The sequence below is a fragment of the Syntrophomonas curvata genome, assembly GCF_052976825.1.
In genome coordinates, this window is the sequence record NZ_CM129641.1 from 892,949 (window position 1) to 911,905 (window position 18,957).

The 18,957-nt window shown below is 45.4% G+C and carries 25 protein-coding genes and 1 pseudogene; 12 read left to right on the plus strand and 14 right to left on the minus strand.

What is annotated here, in order from left to right; translation table 11 throughout:
• The first annotated feature begins 56 nt into the window (after positions 1-56).
• From ACU70B_RS03815 to ACU70B_RS03825, 3 genes are all read left to right on the plus strand, one after another.
• Positions 57-995, plus strand: a complete 939-nt coding sequence (locus tag ACU70B_RS03815) for a helix-turn-helix transcriptional regulator (protein ID WP_447185025.1) — start codon at positions 57-59, stop codon at positions 993-995.
• A 424-nt stretch (positions 996-1,419) separates the two neighbouring features.
• Positions 1,420-1,635, plus strand: coding sequence for an MFS transporter (locus ACU70B_RS03820; protein ID WP_447185026.1), 216 nt, complete (start codon positions 1,420-1,422; stop codon positions 1,633-1,635).
• On the plus strand, positions 1,572-1,766 hold the full coding sequence (locus ACU70B_RS03825) for a hypothetical protein (RefSeq protein ID WP_447185798.1): 195 nt from the start codon (positions 1,572-1,574) through the stop codon (positions 1,764-1,766). Before ACU70B_RS03820 ends, ACU70B_RS03825 begins: the two co-directional genes overlap by 64 nt.
• A 268-nt stretch (positions 1,767-2,034) precedes the next feature.
• Here ACU70B_RS03825 and ACU70B_RS03830 read toward each other — a convergent pair whose 3' ends face one another.
• Genes ACU70B_RS03830 through ACU70B_RS03840 form a run of 3 tightly spaced genes read right to left on the minus strand, consistent with a single transcriptional unit; the run spans position 2,035 to position 3,084 of the window.
• Positions 2,035-2,283 (minus strand): zinc ribbon domain-containing protein, encoded by a 249-nt coding sequence (locus ACU70B_RS03830; protein WP_447185027.1) that lies wholly within the window; start codon positions 2,281-2,283, stop codon positions 2,035-2,037.
• Between the two features lie 5 nt (positions 2,284-2,288).
• Complete coding sequence (locus tag ACU70B_RS03835) at positions 2,289-2,492, minus strand: hypothetical protein (RefSeq protein ID WP_447185028.1); 204 nt, start codon at positions 2,490-2,492, stop codon at positions 2,289-2,291.
• Positions 2,464-3,084 carry a TetR/AcrR family transcriptional regulator gene (locus tag ACU70B_RS03840; RefSeq protein WP_447185029.1) on the minus strand — a complete coding sequence of 207 codons (621 nt, stop codon included), beginning with the start codon at positions 3,082-3,084 and terminating at the stop codon, positions 2,464-2,466. The genes ACU70B_RS03835 and ACU70B_RS03840 overlap by 29 nt, the downstream gene beginning before the upstream one ends.
• A gap of 438 nt (positions 3,085-3,522) precedes the next feature.
• Here ACU70B_RS03840 and ACU70B_RS03845 point away from each other — a divergent pair, with 438 nt between their 5' ends.
• Entirely contained in the window at positions 3,523-3,816 is a 294-nt protein-coding gene (locus tag ACU70B_RS03845; RefSeq protein ID WP_447185030.1) for a transposase, read from the plus strand.
• 38 nt (positions 3,817-3,854) lie between these two features.
• Positions 3,855-4,766, plus strand: coding sequence for an IS3 family transposase (locus ACU70B_RS03850; RefSeq protein WP_447185700.1), 912 nt, complete (start codon positions 3,855-3,857; stop codon positions 4,764-4,766).
• Positions 4,767-4,857: 91 nt separating this feature from the next.
• On the opposite strand, the gene ACU70B_RS03855 is transcribed toward ACU70B_RS03850, so the two are convergent.
• The 9 genes and pseudogenes from ACU70B_RS03855 to ACU70B_RS03895 all read right to left on the minus strand — a co-directional run bounded on the left by ACU70B_RS03855 (position 4,858) and on the right by ACU70B_RS03895 (position 10,079).
• On the minus strand, positions 4,858-5,550 hold the full coding sequence (locus ACU70B_RS03855; protein WP_447185031.1) for an MBL fold metallo-hydrolase: 693 nt from the start codon (positions 5,548-5,550) through the stop codon (positions 4,858-4,860).
• Entirely contained in the window at positions 5,541-5,930 is a 390-nt protein-coding gene (locus ACU70B_RS03860) for a cytidine deaminase family protein (RefSeq protein ID WP_447185032.1), read from the minus strand. The genes ACU70B_RS03855 and ACU70B_RS03860 overlap by 10 nt, the downstream gene beginning before the upstream one ends.
• Positions 5,927-6,103 (minus strand): annotated as a pseudogene (locus ACU70B_RS03865) (cysteine-rich KTR domain-containing protein); the annotation flags it as partial. The pseudogene ACU70B_RS03865 and the gene ACU70B_RS03860, both read right to left, overlap by 4 nt.
• A gap of 346 nt (positions 6,104-6,449) precedes the next feature.
• Positions 6,450-7,238, minus strand: coding sequence for an APH(3') family aminoglycoside O-phosphotransferase (locus tag ACU70B_RS03870; protein WP_447185033.1), 789 nt, complete (start codon positions 7,236-7,238; stop codon positions 6,450-6,452).
• Between the two features lie 221 nt (positions 7,239-7,459).
• Positions 7,460-7,873, minus strand: a complete 414-nt coding sequence (locus tag ACU70B_RS03875; protein ID WP_447185034.1) for an MFS transporter — start codon at positions 7,871-7,873, stop codon at positions 7,460-7,462.
• Positions 7,873-8,643, minus strand: coding sequence for an ABC transporter permease (locus ACU70B_RS03880; protein ID WP_447185701.1), 771 nt, complete (start codon positions 8,641-8,643; stop codon positions 7,873-7,875). The genes ACU70B_RS03875 and ACU70B_RS03880 overlap by 1 nt, the downstream gene beginning before the upstream one ends.
• Positions 8,643-9,404 carry an ABC transporter ATP-binding protein gene (locus tag ACU70B_RS03885; protein ID WP_447185035.1) on the minus strand — a complete coding sequence of 254 codons (762 nt, stop codon included), beginning with the start codon at positions 9,402-9,404 and terminating at the stop codon, positions 8,643-8,645. Before ACU70B_RS03885 ends, ACU70B_RS03880 begins: the two co-directional genes overlap by 1 nt.
• Positions 9,401-9,772 (minus strand): DUF1048 domain-containing protein, encoded by a 372-nt coding sequence (locus ACU70B_RS03890; protein WP_447185036.1) that lies wholly within the window; start codon positions 9,770-9,772, stop codon positions 9,401-9,403. The genes ACU70B_RS03885 and ACU70B_RS03890 overlap by 4 nt, the downstream gene beginning before the upstream one ends.
• A complete protein-coding gene (locus ACU70B_RS03895; protein ID WP_447185702.1) occupies positions 9,765-10,079 on the minus strand; it encodes a PadR family transcriptional regulator in 315 nt (104 codons plus the stop codon). The genes ACU70B_RS03890 and ACU70B_RS03895 overlap by 8 nt, the downstream gene beginning before the upstream one ends.
• A 384-nt stretch (positions 10,080-10,463) precedes the next feature.
• Between ACU70B_RS03895 and ACU70B_RS03900 the strand changes: the two genes are divergently transcribed.
• The gene (locus tag ACU70B_RS03900) at positions 10,464-11,147 is read left to right on the plus strand and encodes a DUF4397 domain-containing protein (RefSeq protein WP_447185037.1); all 684 of its coding nucleotides are present in this window, start codon (positions 10,464-10,466) and stop codon (positions 11,145-11,147) included.
• Between the two features lie 139 nt (positions 11,148-11,286).
• Here ACU70B_RS03900 and ACU70B_RS03905 read toward each other — a convergent pair whose 3' ends face one another.
• Together ACU70B_RS03905 and ACU70B_RS03910 are read right to left on the minus strand one after the other, a co-directional pair.
• Positions 11,287-11,991: a LiaF transmembrane domain-containing protein gene (locus ACU70B_RS03905; RefSeq protein WP_447185038.1), complete on the minus strand. Its 705-nt coding sequence runs from the start codon at positions 11,989-11,991 to the stop codon at positions 11,287-11,289.
• A gap of 373 nt (positions 11,992-12,364) precedes the next feature.
• On the minus strand, positions 12,365-12,928 hold the full coding sequence (locus ACU70B_RS03910) for a hypothetical protein (RefSeq protein WP_447185039.1): 564 nt from the start codon (positions 12,926-12,928) through the stop codon (positions 12,365-12,367).
• Between the two features lie 183 nt (positions 12,929-13,111).
• Between ACU70B_RS03910 and ACU70B_RS03915 the strand changes: the two genes are divergently transcribed.
• From ACU70B_RS03915 to ACU70B_RS03940, 6 genes are all read left to right on the plus strand, one after another.
• Positions 13,112-14,503, plus strand: a complete 1,392-nt coding sequence (locus tag ACU70B_RS03915; protein ID WP_447185040.1) for a PP2C family protein-serine/threonine phosphatase — start codon at positions 13,112-13,114, stop codon at positions 14,501-14,503.
• Complete coding sequence (locus tag ACU70B_RS03920) at positions 14,504-14,908, plus strand: ATP-binding protein (RefSeq protein WP_447185041.1); 405 nt, start codon at positions 14,504-14,506, stop codon at positions 14,906-14,908.
• A 27-nt stretch (positions 14,909-14,935) separates the two neighbouring features.
• Entirely contained in the window at positions 14,936-15,268 is a 333-nt protein-coding gene (locus ACU70B_RS03925) for an STAS domain-containing protein (protein ID WP_447185042.1), read from the plus strand.
• A gap of 103 nt (positions 15,269-15,371) precedes the next feature.
• Positions 15,372-16,685, plus strand: a complete 1,314-nt coding sequence (locus ACU70B_RS03930; RefSeq protein WP_447185043.1) for a hypothetical protein — start codon at positions 15,372-15,374, stop codon at positions 16,683-16,685.
• Positions 16,682-17,800 carry a histidinol-phosphate transaminase gene (gene hisC / locus ACU70B_RS03935; protein WP_447185044.1) on the plus strand — a complete coding sequence of 373 codons (1,119 nt, stop codon included), beginning with the start codon at positions 16,682-16,684 and terminating at the stop codon, positions 17,798-17,800. Before ACU70B_RS03930 ends, hisC begins: the two co-directional genes overlap by 4 nt.
• A gap of 129 nt (positions 17,801-17,929) precedes the next feature.
• Positions 17,930-18,946, plus strand: a complete 1,017-nt coding sequence (locus tag ACU70B_RS03940; RefSeq protein WP_447185045.1) for a GNAT family N-acetyltransferase — start codon at positions 17,930-17,932, stop codon at positions 18,944-18,946.
• Positions 18,947-18,957 lie beyond the last annotated feature (11 nt).

Consider the following 18,957-nt stretch of genomic DNA (forward strand, 5'->3'; position numbering starts at 1 on the left):
TTGTATGATAAAACTATGACAATACCTGTCATGGTTTTGCAAAGAGGGTAAGAAAAATGAGTAAAACTACAAAGCTGTTTGATTTGCTGCTTTATGTGAATACAAAACGAAGCTTTACGGCAAACGACGTTGCCCAAAAGTTTGGTATTTCCGTTAGAACAGCACATAGATATTTGCTGGAATTAGGAGAAATGGGTGTGCCGCTATACACAGAGCTGGGGAGAAATGGCGGGTATCGCATTTTATCCAGCCGGGTGTTACCTCCCATCATTTTTAACGAAGACGAAGCACTCGCAATCTTTTTTTCATTTCAATCTTTGAAATACTTCAAGTCCTTACCTTTTGAAGTGGATATTGAATCTGCATCCAGAAAGCTATTAGCGCGATTACCCGAAGATGTAAAAAAGCATGTGGACAATTTAGAAACCACATTGTTATTTTGGAACCATAAGCGAGATATAGAAACACCTTTACTAAAAAACGCCATTAAAAAAGCAGCCGACAAATCAATAATTGAAATCAAATATCAATCAAAGCAACAACTCACTATCAGAACAGTAGCTCCCATCGGCGTATATGCAAACAACGGAATATGGTACATGCCCGCTTACGACTATCAAGATAAAGGAGTACGCTTATTTAGGGTCGATAGAATTTTAGAAATCACCGATTCAAAAAAGGAATATCCTCTCCCCGACACAACCTTGGAAGATATATTGTATTCATATAAAATAACGGAACCAGTTCACTTGTATGTGAAGTTGTCCGGCAAAGGGATGGTTTCTTGTAAGGATAATCCGTATTTTGAAACGAGTGTTTGTGTTAATGCTGATGGTAAAGGTGGATTTATTGAACAAACAATTGACCAAAGGGACTTCGATTATATCAGTCGCTTTTTTATGAGCTTGGGTGTAGATGCGGAGGTTATTGAGCCTTTAGAAATACGTAAAAGCATTTACAGTATGGCGCGAGATATACAGGAACAATATAAATAAAACATCTGCATCAACTCCATTTTTTCACTCACTTTCGAGATTCCGCTAAACGGCAAGCAATGTGACTGTGGTCACAGTCACGGATTTTTTATAATTTTCCCTGCGGTCAAATCATAAAAAACTGTTTGTTGGGGAGGCTCCCCAACCCTGCTACTTCGAGCCAAGTTGGCCCGAAGTGGCAGGGTTGCGCTCTTTGATGAACTTCGGGAGGCAGGGAAAACCAACTGGGTGGATTATACTATGATCGCAAAACGAAAAGCGGTTATTTTAATTAATGGGATTTGACTTTTCTTATCAGCCGGCAGCTGGATGCTGATCAGATACCGGCATATCGCGCGGGAGTCAGCGCAGCGTGTCTCCGGCCTGTTAAGGGATCTGACGGAGGGATCAGGTTCATTCGGGATAATAGGGCAATCCGCGTACTGTGCAGTTTTTTCCTGGCAGTGTTTGCCGTTATCCAGCCGCTATTCGCGGTAGTGCTGCCTTGTTTTTTAATACCAAACTGGCCTATACGAACACCCAGTACGGCTATCTGCAAGTGATAATAGCATTAGGGGCCATGGTGGGAGCATTCTGGTGGGGGTGGTTTTCAGCAAAGATAAAGCAGTCATCAAACCGCTGGCAACCGGCTGCGGCTTGATGATGTTTACCATGCTGGCCGGCGTTCTTGGCCAGATGAGTGTTGCTATCATGTTTATGAATGTTCCGATTCAGACCTATATCCAAAAAGCGACCCCGGAGATTACATTTCCCGCATATTCTCAATTGTAGGAATGATCAGCAAAGGCGGCATGCCCTTCGGTGCGCTTATCTATGGTTTTGTCCTCAGCCTGATCCAAGTGCATTGGGCCGGATTAACAGCCGCAGGGTTGATGATGATAATATCAATTTCCTTTCTGGTCCTGCTTTTTAAAACCAATGCAAGTTTTTCAGGGACAACTAACTAGCAAAAATTGTTTCATGTCAAGTGGTGTTCTGGATTACTGCTCAGTCCCTGAATTTCATCCTGCGCGTATAAACAGCAGAGGTTAACCCATCATTATTCAGCCCCACGGTCTTTCCAGGCCGGCAATTTGGCCATCATATTTTGGGCAGCTGACCGGGCAGCTTTCTCATCCAGTCCCTGGGTTTTGACAATGAAAGTAGTCATTCCCTCGAGCTTCTGCTCGTAAGAATGCATGGAGCCGTCAGGATTGCAGCAAAACCGGCAATAATCCTTGCCTTGATCCCCCAGCGCAAAGTCCTCCGCTTTATTCATAGGCATTCCACAGGCTATACAAATTTTCATAACACTTATCTCCTCTCATAAATGTTGACGCCAAGATTTATCATCTGTTTAGTACCTTCTTCGGTAAGTTCATAGACCGTGGCTTTATCCCGGTCCGGTTTCAGCCATTCAAGCTCCATCAATCGGTTAAACAGTCGTTCGCCCAGCGTTCCTCCCAGGTGTCCGTAGCATACCCGAGCCTTAAGCATTTTCAGCGGTTTCTTTTTCACCGCAGTCCCCCCTTGCCAAACCCATGAAATGCTCCAGGAGCATCCCGCCATAACGTTTCATCACACAGCCTTCCGGGGCAAATAAATAACCATTGCTCAAGTAATAATGTATGAGTGCCATCCAGGTATTAAAAAAGAGAGCCAGCGGCATGGCACGGATATTGCCGGCATCCATCTCCCGCTGGGCAGCCTGATTGATATGAAAAGATACCGCTGACTGAATCATAATGAAAGTATCCCTGGCTGCCGTCGGCAGAAGCCGGGCCTCAACCACCAATCTGGTATAGAAGTCCTCAAATTCCATGATGCTGGTCAAGTGGGCGGCCAATAATTCCCTGACTTCCCTGCAGTCACATGCCAGTTCGTGGGTACGCAAAGTCATCTTTCCGCCGAATTCTTCAATCACGGTAGTGATCATGGCTTCGTAATTGGCAAAATGAGCAAATACCGTACCGTGCGAAACACCGGCCGCTTTAGCAATATCCTGCATACGCGTTGCCATGATCCCGCGTGCCCCGAATTCTGAAAACGCAGCATCCAGGATTTTGCGGCGGGTCTGCTCCTTCTGTAATTGTCGTTGATTGTTTTTCATTTCAATTGACTCCCGAGTCAATGACTACAAAGTCATTATATTGAGAAAATATCGCCTTGTCAAGAATTTTAACAGAACCTGAAAAACATATTATGAAGACTTTACACAATCGAGGGGAGAAGACCACTTAATGGAGTATCACGTTATAAAGGTTGGAGTCTGGTCGTGTGTAATTATTAGGTGTAATGGCTTGATAGCATTGGAAGCGGTAGTTGTAAGAATACATCTTGTTAACCAATTCCTCGCGCCATGACATGGTAGATTCCTGTTTCGCTCTTCTGCCTAGGCTGTCTGGGCATTTGATCACTTCTTCTTTTCTCTCATTTTGCCATGTCTTTTGACTTGATACAAAAGAACCGCCCCTCCCCTTGGCCCCCTCGATAATTGAGACACCCATAACTTAAGGATTAAATTATAATAATCTTGGGGAGGGTATCCATGGGAGCTAGAAGAAGATATAGTGAAGATGAAAAACTTAATATTATTACACGGTGCTTACGGGGTGAAACGCTAGCGGATATAAGCCGAGATACTGGGATTCATCAAGTGCTTATTAGCCGTTGGAGGAAAGAGTACAGTGAAACTGGGCGTTTTGGAAAAAGCCGAAAAACTGCTTCCAACAGCACTATTCCGAAAGAACTTCAAGACGAGATGCGGCACCTTAAAAAACGAATCGAAGATAAAAACCTTGAAATTGCAGTCTTAAGGGATATGTTAAAAAAAAACAGCTGAAGACCGCTGAGAAAGCCCAGATTGTTTTGAAATGGCACTTGCTTGGGCATGAGATCCGAAAATTATGCTATATTGTTGAGCTTCCCCGGGCTTCGTTTTACAGATTGACATCAGCAACAGTCCATAAAGGGGACCCTCCACTGGTTTTGATCTCCCGAAAACATAATAGTTACAGCTATGATCTTGATGGAGCCCAATACGATGATAATGCTCTTAAGGATCTTTTGAAAAAAATCGTTGCAAGTGAGGGTTATAACTATGGTTATCGGAAGCTGACATTTTGCCTGCGAATGCATCATCGCATTCATATCAACAAGAAAAAAGTCTATCGTCTGTGTAAAGAATCCGAGTTGCTCAAGCCAGCAAGAAAATCAAGGCATCGAGCACCCAGGATGCTGGCCAGGAATCGTATAGTCAACGGGCCTAACCAATTGTGGCAAGGTGACATCAAGTATGGTTACATCCATGGGGAAGAACGAAATTTCTATATTCTTTCATTCATCGATGTTTTTGACAGAACAATAGTCGGGTACAGGATCGGGAAAAACTGTCTTTCTCAGCATGCAGGTCAAGCATTGAAGCAAGGGCTGATGAAAAGGCAATTGTATAACCGAGACCAAGAGCTTGTCGTCAGAACTGATAATGGACCTCAATTTACATCTTTAAAATTCGCGTCCGATTGTCATGATCTTGGGGTTATTCATGAGCGAATACCGCCTAAAACGCCAAATATGAACGCATATATCGAAGCTTACCACAGCGTTTTAGAAGATGATTTCATGCAACAGATGATATTTGAATCATTTGAAGAAGCAATGACAAAGCTGGAGCGATATGTAAAGTATTACAACAAGGTGCGAATACATGGCAGTCTGGGGTATTTAAGTCCGGAGCAGTATAATAACTTGTACAACCAAGGTTTGCTTCCGCCAGTAGAAATCAGGCTCTGAGGGTCGTTCACAAAAAATTGCGCGTCTCATTTTGAGGGGCCTATCCGTTTTTGTCTCACCCTATGGGAGCATTATACCTCTGTGTCCTTAATTATTTTAGAATGGGTTTTAAGTAATTCAATAAATCTGATTTAGTTAGAGGCTCCGCATGACTTAAAATACAATATTTACAGTCGATAATTTCTATCAAATTTGTTAATGTCCTTAATTTTTCATTATCCATATACCCCTCATTGAAGAAATCCTCGCTGGTTGAATCTCCCAGAAATAATATTTTTTCCTCAGGAATATAGATAAGCACCGTATCTTCCGAATGGGGAGATACCGTATGAAAAATCTTTGCAGTTACTCCACCGAGATTAAGGGTAAGCTCTTTTTCAAATTGAATATCCGATAGAACGACAATAATTCTTTTATTATCTGCATATTCTCTGCCGAGGCACTCATCGTCCTTTATCAAAAATTTTATATATGCACTGTCAGATAGTTTGGCTCTTTCCTGATTTAAAAACTCGTTGGTTTTATGGTGTGCAATGGACAATCCGTGAATTTGATGCATTCCAAAGGTATGATCCCAGTGCCAATGAGTGATGGCTGTAAAATCCGGCTTCTTTAGGCCCTCGATTTCCAGGGATTTATAAAACTCATCAACATGGTCTGCTGAATTTCCTGCATCAATGGCCAGTGCAATTTTATCTCCTTTTAAATATGACAACATAGGCCGATCAGTTTCTGGTTGATGTGGATAATAAAACACTCTATTACTTATCTTTTTCAGTTCCATTTGCTATCCCACCTTTCCGGCAATAAATCTTTCAGCAACACTTCTTTCATTTCAGGTATCATAATCCGGGTTTCTATATTAAGGTCGTCTACCTGTGCAATAAATTCTCTGCACCTTCCACATGGCGAAAGAATACTCCCATCTTCATACACCGCGATAATTCTATTAATTGCTGTTTCGTCGTTCTTTACCATTTCAGCAATAGCTGACTGTTCCGCGCATAAGCCAATAGAACAGGGCAAGTCAACACATATTCCGGTAAAAACACTTCCTTGAGTTGTTTCCAATGCACATCCAACATGTCCAGAAGTTCCGAACTTTCGTAGTTTTTTATGATTAATTAAACTAAATGCAATTTTATATAGTTCATGTTTATTCATTTTCTTCCCCCTAATTGATATGACCCCGCCCTGCGGTACTCCTTTCTGCCATTCAGTTGTTTTACATTGATTATCGGTTCCTGTTTACACTTGGGACAAAACAGCGGGAAGTTTTCCAAGCAGCGTATCACAACGTATCTTAACCGTGTTTTGTTGCCGCATACCGTAAATAATTTTTATTAATATTCGCCCACTCTACCATCCCTTTACTTGATGTTTTTGTTAGTCACTACTATTTTAACGCCCGCAAACCTTAAGCCGCTGTCCGTTTATATGCCCGTATCGCAAACAGATATGCTGAAATCATTATACCTAAGCACCACGCAAGTGCAATCCAGATGTCGTTACCCACCGGTTGATTAGACAATAACGCAAGGAGCGCGTCTACGATAATTAATATTTTTCAACATTCCCGGTGGGGACATAGCGTCTAAAGCACAGTCTTTAGCTTTAATCTGAAACCCAATCCGAATTTGAAAAGCATCAGCAGTTATCAATCCTCTACTGAAATCCCAAGTACTAAAACAATTCATCCAGTAGAATATAGTACTTTATTTTCTCCCAATCAGGTTCTATACCTAGCAAGTCAAAAAACAGCTTGACGTACTTTTCTTCCCCAATATCTTCCCTAATAGACCTGACACAGAAAGCAATATCATACCACCTGTCCGCCTTGCCGCTTCTCCCAAGATCAATAAAGCCGCTTATTCTTCCATTTTTAACCATAATATTGCTGTCTCCCAAGTCGCCATGTGAAAAGACTAATTCCTCATTGGGCTTTTGCATCTTTAGAAAATCATATAACTCAAGCGGCCCTTTGAACGGAGTGTCTTCTTCCCAATTTTCGCAATCCACATCAGCTAAATTGTTACTCAGCAAATAATCCAATTCGGCCAGGCGGCTGTCTATATTATTATTAAAGGGACAATCAGATATGTCGATGGATTGAAAAAGCCTGATACACTCAGCATACAGCTTGATAGTCTTCTCAGGGTTTTGTTCTGTTTGATACTCTTCTGAACATATGACACCATCAACCTCGCTCATGAGCAGATTGTTCCAGTGTTCATGCTGTTCAAAGTACAAGACCTCTGGAACAGGCAGCTTTCCTTCTAACCATAGCATTATGTCTTTTTCGCGTTTCACATCATATGTGGTTCCTTTATACCGATCGTCCGTCATTTTTAAATACAGATTTTTATTCTCTCCTATTAATTTATATACTTTGGCAGGGGACATCCCTTCCGTATCTTTTACGCAACGGTATTTTGCAATCAGTTTTTTTAATTGTGGTGATATTTCCAGCATAGTCTATTTTTCCTTATGTTAAATTTCCTACAGCGCTTTTAATAATTCTGCACAAGAAAAAAGTATTTCAATTTTAATTGTGCCCTATACTCTAGAACTTTAAATGCCAAAGAACCGTTTTCAAAATTGTTGTCGGAAGATACTACGAGGTCGCCTTCCCGATAGAGATAGAACATCCGGGTGCAAAAGCGGGCTGTAATAGTGACAATCAGGAGCAAAAATCACCTGTCCCGGCTATATGATAATTTCCCAGGTAGAGTTGCCATCGCACTAAGCAGCATAATGATGACCATAGCAATACCTGTAATTAAAAACCAATTAGCCACTCCGTAAGCCTGGGTTATTGGCGCGGCAATTACCAGACCTACGGGCATAGCCAATGACATCAGACTAATCACCAGCGAAAGCACACGGCCCTGAGCTTTCAAGCGGATGGCCTGTTGCAGATAAGCCATGTAGGGTATATTAGACAGATTCCGGGCTGCGCCCATCACCGCACAGAGCGCGGCGAATATCCAAAACACCGATAAATCAGGGGGCAATAATCCACACACTAGCGATCCCAAACCAAATCCGATCGGGCGATATGGATGGCAGCGATCTTGTTCCGGATGTCTCCATAAAAACTTAAACATTAAACTGTTTTCCGTTTATATGAACGCATCGCAAACAGATATGCTGAGATCATTATACCTAAGCACCACGCGAGCGCAACCCAAATGTCGTTGCCCACTGCTTGATCAGACAATAACGCACGGATCGCGTCTACGATCGAGGTTACCGGCTGGTTTTCGGCAAAGGCGCGAATTACCGGTGGCATCGACGCGGTCGGTACAAATGACGAACTGATAAATGGCAGGAAGATAATCGGATAGGAAAAGGCGTATGCACCGTCCACCGATTTTGCAGACAGCCCGGCAATCGCCGCGATCCAGGTTAAGGCCAGCGTAAACAACACGAGTATACCGGCCACGGCAAGCCATGACAATACTCCTGCCGACGAGCGGAAGCCCATAATTAGCGCTACGAGAATGATTGCGACAACCGAAATCGCATTGGATACCAGCGAGGTCAGCACATGCCCCCACAGCGCAGCCGAACGCGCAATCGGCATGGAATGGAACCGTTCGAAGATGCCGCTTTGCATATCCATAAACAGACGGAAAGCCGTATAGGCGATGCCGCTTGCAATCGCAATCAGCAGGATGCCGGGCAGCAGGTAATTTACATAGTTGTCCGTGCCGGTTTGAATGGCGCCGCCGAACACATAGACGAACAACAGCATAAATGCGATTGGCATGATGGTGACTGTGATAATGGTGTCCATGCTACGGGAAATATGGCGCAGGGAACGACCAATCATCACGCACATATCGCCGAAAAAGTGTTTATTTGACGATTCCATCATTTTTCCTCCTTCTTGCCGATGATTGCGAGAAATATTTCCTCCAAGCTGGGCTGTTTTTCAATGTACTCAACCTTTGCGGGCGGGAACAGCTTTTTCAGTTCCGCGAGTGTGCCGCTCGCAATAATCATACCTTCATGCAGAATGGCAATTCGATCTGCAAGCTGTTCGGCTTCCTCCAGATACTGCGTGGTCAGAAAAACCGTTGTACCGCCCCCGGCAAGCTCTCTGACAACCTTCCAAACCTCGATGCGTGCCTCGGGGTCAAGTCCGGTGGTCGGCTCATCAAGGAAAATGAGCTGCGGTTTTCCTATAAGGCTCATGGCTATGTCAAGCCTGCGGCGCATGCCGCCCGAATAGGTGGAAACCCTTCGGTCGGCGGCATCGGTCAGGCCGAAGCGGTTCAGTAGATTATCCGCGATCTGGCGCGGATTTTTAAGGTGCCGCAGCCTGCCGATCATAATGAGATTTTCCCGCCCGGTCAAGATCTCGTCCACGGCGGCAAACTGCCCGGTCAGGCTGATCGACAGCCGTACCTGGTCGGGCTTTGAAGCGACGTCAAAGCCGTTTACGATGGCTGCGCCTCCGTCCTGTTTGAGCAGCGTGGTGAGGATTTTGACAATCGTCGTCTTGCCCGCGCCGTTGGAGCCGAGCAGGGCGAAAATACTGCCTTTTTCCACCTCGAAATCCACACCCTTTAGAACATGAATTTTCTTGTAGGACTTTTGAAGTCCTTTCACTTGAACTGCGATGTCTTTCATTTGGAATCGTTTTCCTTTCCAAGTTTTTTTAGTATATCGCGGTTGAGCGATTCGCGCCAGTCTTCCGTGTATGTCCTGGCGCTGCGCAGAAGCTCGTCGCAGAACGCGGCCACGTCTTCGCCGGTAATCTCCAAAACATGCTTGCCGTCTGCTGCGCCGGCCTCGAACAGTTCTATTAGGCCAGAATGGATCTCCATCATGTCATAGCCGGAGCCCGCCGCGAACATCCACATGTGCCCCTGGATTTTTTTAAATACGTATTGATAGTCTTTCGGCAGAGCCTCCACCCTTGCCATTTGTTGCCGATACTCGCGCTTGCTCTCAAACATTTTTTTGATATTGAAGTAATTATCGAAAAACTCAGACATTGGATTCCTCCTCCTTCAATTGGTTAATTTTCGACGCGACAAATTCCCATTTTTCCCAGAACCTCCGCAATTCCTCACGCCCCAGGTCGTTAAGCGTGAAAAATTTTCGTGGCGGTCCCATGTCGGAGGGCTTTTTTTCTATGTCCACGAGGTTATTCTTCTCAAGCCGCACCAAAATAGTGTACACCGTTCCCTCCACAACATCTGCGAAGCCGAGAGCGTTCAACTGCCGCGTAATTTCGTAGCCATAGGTTTCCTTACGGCTTATTATTTCCAGGACGCAGCCCTCAAGGACACCTTTGAGCATTTCTGTTAGGTTTTCCAGCACAATCACTCCTCGCTATTCTGTATGACCAATATGAAGTAATACTTACTACCGCTATATAGTAATACGGGATAGCGGATTTGTCAATAGCGGTTGTTCTGATAATGAATCTCGACAAAAATACAAGATGCTAACCGGCAAGCAGACAACTGTGGCCACAGTTGTACGCCCATTTGGCGGAGTATGGTGGGTTGCTTTGAGAAGAGCGATCCGTTTTAACTGAAACCATGAAATGGTGGGATAAATATTAAATAGCTATTGCTTTAGATTGGCAGAGCAGTTGAAGAAGCTATAAATAAGATTAAAAATACACCTTTGGCGCCTATTATTAATATACTGTTACAAAAATAATAAAGGCGTGATTCTGTGCCGACCATTAATTCGTTTATCCGTTTTTTACATGTATCCCCGGGAGCTCCAGCTGTAGACGTTTACGCTGACGAAAACCTTGTTTTTCAGAACGTAGCCTACAATGAGATTAGTGAATACTTGGTGGTAGGACCCGAAGATATTCATATTGAAGTGTTTCCTGCCGGTGAGAAATCCAATCCATTGATTGACACGAACGTAAACATTCCACCCAGTGAAAGAATCACAATCGCCATGATAGGAGCTCCGACTGACCTTAGTCTGCTGCCCATTTTTTTACCCGGTGAACCAATAACTACCGATGACGGCCGCATACGGTTCGCCCACCTGTCACCCGGGGCACCCGATATGAGCCTTGCAGTTGAAAACGGGCCCCAGTTCGATGACGTAGCATATACCCAGGTGACCGATTTTGAGACTATAGCTCCCGGCACCTACAACCTTAAATTGCGTTGGGCCGGTGAAGATGAAGTACTCCTAAAAGAAACTTTGCGAGTTCAGGAAAGGACGGCCTATACAGTGTATGCGGCCGGGCTTCTTGACGGAGAACCCCCCTTGGAAATCAGCTTCTATCAGGACCAGATACCCTATATTGGTAATGCGGTTAAGGAAACCAAGTTTCGAAAAGAAGTGATCAGGGGAAAAGCTCCCCTGATAAAATTCGTATACAGTCCGAAATAATTTAAACCAATTCTGGTAACCTGGTGAGACGATTCTGATAAGAATCCTTGGGGTGTGGAGTTTGGGGTGAGTAAGGGGGCGAATCAGGGGAGCCTCCCCCTTGCTCGCTCCTGACTCACCGCAGGTATTGTTTTTTCCTTTATCGTTTAACTTCGATGCCACCCAGTATGCAAAGGCAGTTAAGGTGAATTATTTTGTCGGCGCTTTGCAGATCACCGCTCTGCATGCTGGCATTGCCAACTATTCCCCCTGACCCTCGCCCCATTAAATCGATTCCGCCCAGTACTGCGGTTCCCTTACAGGTCACGGCCACATCTTCAGGCACAATAACGGTTATACCACCCATAATAACGGATAAGCCAAGATTAATCTCTTTTTCGCTAAAGGCAGCTTTGCGTATATCAAGTTCAATACCACCCATTATCGCAGAATACTCTGCACTTTTTAGCTCCCAACCCGCATTGCTCTTCTCCACAGCGCCCATTATCGCCAGGTGCCCGGAACTATTATGCTTATTTTTACTGAGCAGACTCACCCCGATTAAGATAATGATAACGGGCCAGAATCCCTGCCAGAAGTTCTGCATATCAATATCGAAAAACCCTGCGTTATGCCCTAAGAAAATAACGCCCAAGGCAATCAGTAAGCTGCCCGTTATGATACCGGGGAGATCGCGCCGGTTTACAATGAAGCTGATTCCTGCAATACTCAACAGCAGTGGCCATAATAAACTGATGACATAGCTGAAGCTGATATCAGCCAGACCGAAATTATTGAGCAGGGCAATCACGCCAACCATAATAATGAGTATACCGGCAAGATAACGGCCGCTTATTTTTTGCATAATAGGTTGCCCCCCTTTCCTGCAATAATGATCATAAACCATTCCCGTATTAATCAAGATTTTATGTTCTTATTGTATGCTATTTTTACACAGATATTTAAAAACGACAAGAGCCAGTGGAAAATGGGCATCAATAGATGCGTATAGTGTTATGCAGCGGTATGCTGGTTAAAAATACGGCATAACCGAGAACCGGGTTGTGTTAAATAATTTGGATCAGATCAGGCAGGCGTATCTAAATGGAAGTTGTTAAACTGCGAATGGCACCCGATTCCCCTATGGAATATTGGGTTAAAAACCAAGCCAAGTAATACTTGCTTAAGGAAAACGCTGTTTCTGGACTCAAGAGGGTGCTGCAAGTAAAACCTCCCTTTTAATCCATAAAACTTTCATAAACCAGGTGGACGGATTCAACTTTATCCTCGGGAGCGATTGGCTGATTAACCAGGGTATCATCGTCCTTAAAATTAAAGATCAACCATACTCCTTCTTCCACGACAAACCAGCCCGGAAGCTCATTCCCTTCAAAGTGGTCTTGAGCCAGGGGATATTTATCCGCATAGGCGGGCAGCACCTTCTCCGCCTTATCTCCTACCCGGCATCCATCCGGGGCAGTATAATCATCGTCATATAGATTTACCTGCAAAACTTTGCCGGTTTCATCACCCATGATTACCTCGACGTCATCATCATAAAGCCAACGAGAGGCTGGTTCTCCAAACCAATCTCCATCCATGGACTCACTCATATAATCCATGCCTAGTTTTTGCTTTACATCCTTGCCGCTATCGCCCAGGCCAATCCCTGCCACAGTAACTTTTTTAACCGCTGCCGGGGGATTTTCTTTCTTATCCCCCTTGTCGGCTGATGATTGGCAACCGACAGCCAGCATAACCGCCAGTGCCAGCAACGCCAGTATATCCACATATTTTCGCATACATCACATGCTCCCATGGTTTATTTGCTTACCATAATAATACTGCTGACGTTCCGAAACCTTGCAGCAGAGGATTAAATTTTTAATCGATTCCGACAGTAAGTCGGATATGAAGCAGGATTCACCAATCCTTATATAGAATAATTTTCTTCTATATTAAGATTTGGCTGGCTGCATAAGAGAATGGCATTCAGTTTCTGGAAGGTGATTCAAACGGATAACATCGTAGACCTGTTAATCAACTTAATTAAGAACATGTCAGTGATTATAGTGCTGGCTTATGTTTTGACCAGAACCAAGGCTTTTGCAGCAATGACGAACAAGCAGGCTATGACTTGGCAGCAAAAATCCTGTCTGGCTTTAATTTTTGGGGTATTCTCCATTTACGGCACCTTGAGCGGCATCAATATTAACGGTGCTATTGCCAATATTCGCGATCTGGGACCGGCGATTGCCGGTCTGGTCGGGGGGCCTCTGGCCGGGATTGGGGCCGGATTGATCGGCGGGATTCACCGCTACAGCATGGGTGGACTTACAGCGGTTCCCTGCTCCCTGTCTACGGTTCTGGCAGGTCTGGTCGGGGGGCTGATTTGGTACTATAAAAAGGGCCAGTTTGTCAGTATTAAGGGAGCCGTTATATTCATGGCTCTTTTCGAAGCTTTTCACATGGGCTTGAATCTTGTCATGGTACGTCCGTTTGATCAGATCTATGTAATTATTAAGAATGTAAGTCTGCCGATGATCTGCACCAACGCATTGGGGATCGGCATCTTTGCTTTTATAATTCACAATCTGGTCAGGGAAAAGGAAACCCAGAAGCAAAAAGAGCTTATTGAGGGTGAACTGACAGTGGCCCGCGAGATTCAGATGAGCATTGTGCCTAAAATCTTTCCTCCTTTTCCCGGACGACCGGAGTTCGATATTTTTGCTGTTCTGGAACCGGCCAAGGAAGTCGGGGGCGATTTATATGACTTTTTCTTGTTGGATGATGATCATCTCTGCTTTACCATAGGAGATGTCTCAGGCAAAGGGGTTCCGGCATCACTCTTCATGGCGGTTACCAAGACCCTTATCAAGGCCAAGGCGGATATTAGACTGAGGCCGGATGAAATTCTCTGCGCGGTAAACAATGACTTGTGTGAAGATAATGATTCGGGAATGTTTGTGACCGAATTCCTGGGGATATTGACTATCTCAACCGGTGAAATAGTGTACAGCAATGGCGGACATAATCTGCCCTACATACTTCGTGCGGATGGCTCTTTTGAAATGCTGCCCCGGATGGCCGGAATGGCGTTGGGGGTTATGGAAGAGATGCCTTATGTCTGTGCCGACCTGAAATTGAATCCGGGAGATAGTCTGGTGATGTACACGGATGGTGTAACCGAGGCCATGAACGAAGCTGGGGAACTGTTTACTGAAGCCAGACTGGAAAATAGCCTGGCGGGTCTTGCAGGTCAAACCGCTCGGGAGCAGATCGAGCTTATTCTGGGGTCAATTCGCAAGTTTGTGAAGACAGCCAAACAGTCAGATGATATCACCATGGTGGTTCTGCAATATATAGGGGGAAAGTAAATGGAATTCCGTTTAAAAAATCAATTGGAAGAGATTCAATTACTGGCTGAAGCAGTAGAGCTCTATGGGGAAGAAAACGGAATTCCGGCCAAGACGCTTTTTCAGGTCAACCTGGCACTGGATGAACTGCTGACCAATACTATCAGTTATGGTTATCCTGAGGGTGGGGAGCACGAGATTCTGGTATCAAACATACTGACCGGGGAACGGGAATTGCGCATCGAGATTCACGATGACGGCAAGGTTTTCAACCCTCTGGAGGCGGAGGAACCCGATACCAGCCAGGGCATCGACGAAAGACCTGTCGGCGGATTGGGGATTCATCTGGTGCGGCAGATGATGGATGAGATTGAATACCGGCGGGAAGGCAAACAGAATATCCTGGTTATGAAGAAGAAATTCTAGACTGTCATAAACAGAGGAGGGTTTAAAGTGAATATCAAAGAGGTTAAAAAGGACAAAATCATGGTCGTTATGCTTGAAGGAAGGCTGGATTCCAGCAGCTCAGGAATACTGGAGAAAAAACTTTTATCTTTGATGGAGACGGGCGAGAAAAACTTCCTGATTGATTTTTCGGACATGGATTATATCAGCAGTGCCGGATTGAGGGTTTTACTGATGGCAGCCAAGAAGACCAAGCCGGCTGGGGGCAAGGTGGTGCTGTCGGCCTTGTCTGATAATGTAAAGGAAGTCTTCGATATCGCTGGCTTTACCAGTATTTTTACTATCTTTGCCACCGGGGAGGAAGCCGTTCAATCTTTCTAAGCAGCCGCAGTAATGCCTGTACCGACCGATTAAGAGCGCTTTGTTCTGCTTTTATCCGGAGCAAGCAACCAGGCAGCAAACAGCTATTGGGGGAGGATGGTATATGGAGACCAAAACACAGGATATATCTCTGGAACTGTACATGGACAGGGGAATGGTTCCGGTTGTTCTGGCAACAGTTGAAAACTATGCCCAGGTTTGCGGCATGGATCATAAAGATACCTTGAAGCTGGTTCTGGCAGTAGAAGAGATTTTTAGCTACCTGAGCAATACGACTCTGACTGACGAGAAAATACTTCTGCAATGCAGGTGTTTGGCTTATTGCCTACAGGTCGATTTTAATTTCCCGGTTCGAGGGTTAAACCTGAGGGCGTTTAATTTAACTACGGAGCTGTCTATGGATAACGAGTCCTCACTGGACGAAATGGGCCTGTTGATTGCCTCACGTTCGGTGGAACGACTTTTTCTATCCCGGGTATATCCGGATAAGCTGCGATTAAGCATTATCAAGGAGAAGTCTTATCCAGCTATAATAAAGCACCCTTTAGTTGACCTGTCACCTTCCGCCCAGGGAATAGCAAGGTCGGCTGAGCCTGAAGAGATTAAGGAATTTTGCCAACGCCTGGTACAACAGCTCCCTCAATATCAATATCCCTCCTTTTTTAATTATCCGGGAAAGCTGATTGATATGCTTGCTGGTGGTGAATACAGCATATTACTGGCCTTTGATGACAAAGACAACGTAATCGGCGGAATATGCTGGACTGGAAGCGAAGACAGAACAGTGGAATGTTTTGGCCCCTATGTTTTTAATGATAATCAACAGACCGCACTTTTACTGGCAGATGGATGCCTGGTGCGCATCGGCCGCTCCAGCGTGCCTGGTATCATCAGCCGGTATGCAGAGACGAAAATGCCGGCATCCTATTTTGAAAGGCTGGGGCTTACCAGTGTCTATAAGGCTGGAGAAAAAGTATGCCAAAAGGAGGCATTTTATCGCCAGATAAATGAAGACACCGGCAGCCGGGTCTGGGTGCACCCCGAGATAGAAGAGTTTCTCAGGGAGGTATACCAGCGCTTATATTTGCCCCGGGAAATCCGAATGGTTCAGCGTCAGGGAGAAACGCAGAGTCAGGATTCTGTATTCACTACAGAATTTGACCAGGGCCGGGAGCAGGTGACAATCAGACCGCTTATGTTTGGTGAGGATGCTGCTCTTAATCTGGCGAAGCATGTCCAGAGCCTTGGTCAGGAAAACCTCTTTAATATCTTTTTTGAAATGGATTTGGGGAATGCTTGGCAGGTGAATCTGACCCCCGATTTGCTCTCATGCGGTTTCAAACCGTGTCTGTTGCTGCCTTATGCGGGAGATGGCGATATACTAATATTCCAGTATGAAGCTGGTGCGGCTTTATGAACATACCTAACCTCGACCGACTGGTTCCTTCATATATCAAAGGCTTTGAAGCCTACATCCCCAGTAAACCCGACCCGGAGCTGAAGAAGCTGTTCAGATGCGATCACCTCTATCGTTTAAACAACAACGAAAATCCGCTGGGCCCGCCTCCGGCTGCCCGGGAGGCATTGGAGCGCTTTGAAACGCATCGGGCAGCGATTTACCCCAGCGGTGATTCATATTACCTGCGCGATAAATTAGCCGAAAGATTTGATTTGCATCCCGACCAGATACTGGTAGGCAACGGGGCCAATGAGGTTATAACCTTTGCCATCAAGGCCTTCTGTGAAGCAGGGGATAATATTATCACCGCTGACAAAACCTTTGCGGTTTATGAATGGGTAGCTATTTTTTCTGGATATGAGGCCCGGCTGGTTCCATTGCAGGATTTTTGTTTCGACAGTGGGGCCATGCTGGAGCTAATCGATGCCCGCACCAAAATCCTCTTTGTTTGCAACCCCAACAATCCTACCGGAACTTACTGGAATGAAGAAAAACTGTGTCATTTTCTGGACCGCATCGATGGAAAACAAATCGTAGTGGTTGATGAAGCCTATTGCGAGTTCGTGGAAAAAGAAGATTTTCCGGACAGTGTTGCACTTATAAAACGTTATCCCAACCTGGTGGTCTTCCGTACCTTTTCCAAAATGTATGGACTGGCTGGGCTGCGCATTGGCTATTTGATGGGCAGCCTGGATGTGGTCAACATAATTCGCCGGGCCTGTGTAGTGTATTCGGTTAACACCTTGGCCCAGGAGACTGCACTGCTGGCACTGGACGACCCGGAGCATATAAAGAGGACCAACACCCTGGTCGGAGAGGAGAAGGCCTATCTATGCCGGGAATTAACCTCATTGGGACTGCCGTTTGTTGCGCATGAGGGCAATTTTATAATGGTGAAGCTTCCCATCAGCGATACTCTGGCTTACCGCAAGCTGATGCACCGGGGTGTTATGGTTCGTACCATGACCGGTTTTCGCTATCCCAATTATATTAGAATAACCATTGCTCCCCATGAAGCCATGGCGGCACTCATCGACGGTTTGCATGTCATACTTGATTCCAGCCTTGGCTGATAGAACTCCAGCTTGTAGGCGATCAGCCCTGACTCAAGATACAATCTAAGCCTGCCGGCAGCTTCGAATCGAATCGGAAATAGGACTGGTGGGCTTACATTAGGAATATTTTTAAAGGAGGATACTACTGTGGGTAATGTAAACGATAACGGCAGTAAAAAGCCGCCTATTGAAGTTCGCCTTATGCAGCCGGAGGATGCGCCCGGCGTTGTGGAATTATATAAGGCGGTTTACGGCAATGAGTACCCGATTAAAACCGTATATGACCCCGAGGGCATAGCAAGGCAGCAGGAAGACGGCGACATGTACCGTATTATTGCCCGCAGCGGAGATAAAGTGGTAGGGCAGACCGCCATTTATCGCTCCACCCCGTCGAACCCCGATTTGTATGAAGAAGGTCAGGGAATTGTATTGCCTGATTTTCGCAACCAGGGAATTATCGAGCGTTGCATGGGCTATGGGCACCAGGTGGTTTACCCTGGTCTGAATGTACAACAGCTATGGGGGGAAGCGGTCTGTAATCATGTATTCATGCAAAAAGCCGGGGCTTCCCTCAACTGTTTTGAAACCGGTATTGAATTGGATCTGATGCCGGCTTCTTCTTATGTAAAGGAACAGAGCAGTCAGGGGAGGGTCGCGGCTCTCCTGATGTTTAAAACCTATAAACCTTTGGCGCAGACCGTTTATCTGCCGGAAGCTTATCAGGAATCACTGCCTTATCTTTATTCCGTATATGATTTTGGACACCAATTCATCTCCGCCCCTTCCTCCGATCCCGGGCAGGCAACCCGGGGACATGAGGAAATCTATGAAGGTGCGGGTGTAGCTCGTTTTGCTCTGCTGGAAACCGGACCCGACCTGGAAACCTATTTGCTGGCACACGAGAATGAAGCTCTTGCCAAAGGCTGCTCTGTGCTTCAGGTTTATCTCAATCTGGCCCGTCCCGCCGTCGGTTGCGCGGTAAGTATCCTGCGGAACCACCAGTACTTTTTGAGCGGGTTTTTGCCCCGCTGGTTCGGTACCGATGGTTTGTTAATGCAAAAAATTATGCATGAACCGAACCTGGATGGAATCAAGCTTTATTCCGACCGTGCAGAAAAGATTTTGCAGATGATTGTTGCCGATAGAGATTCCGTAATGAAATAAAAGCGCCGGAA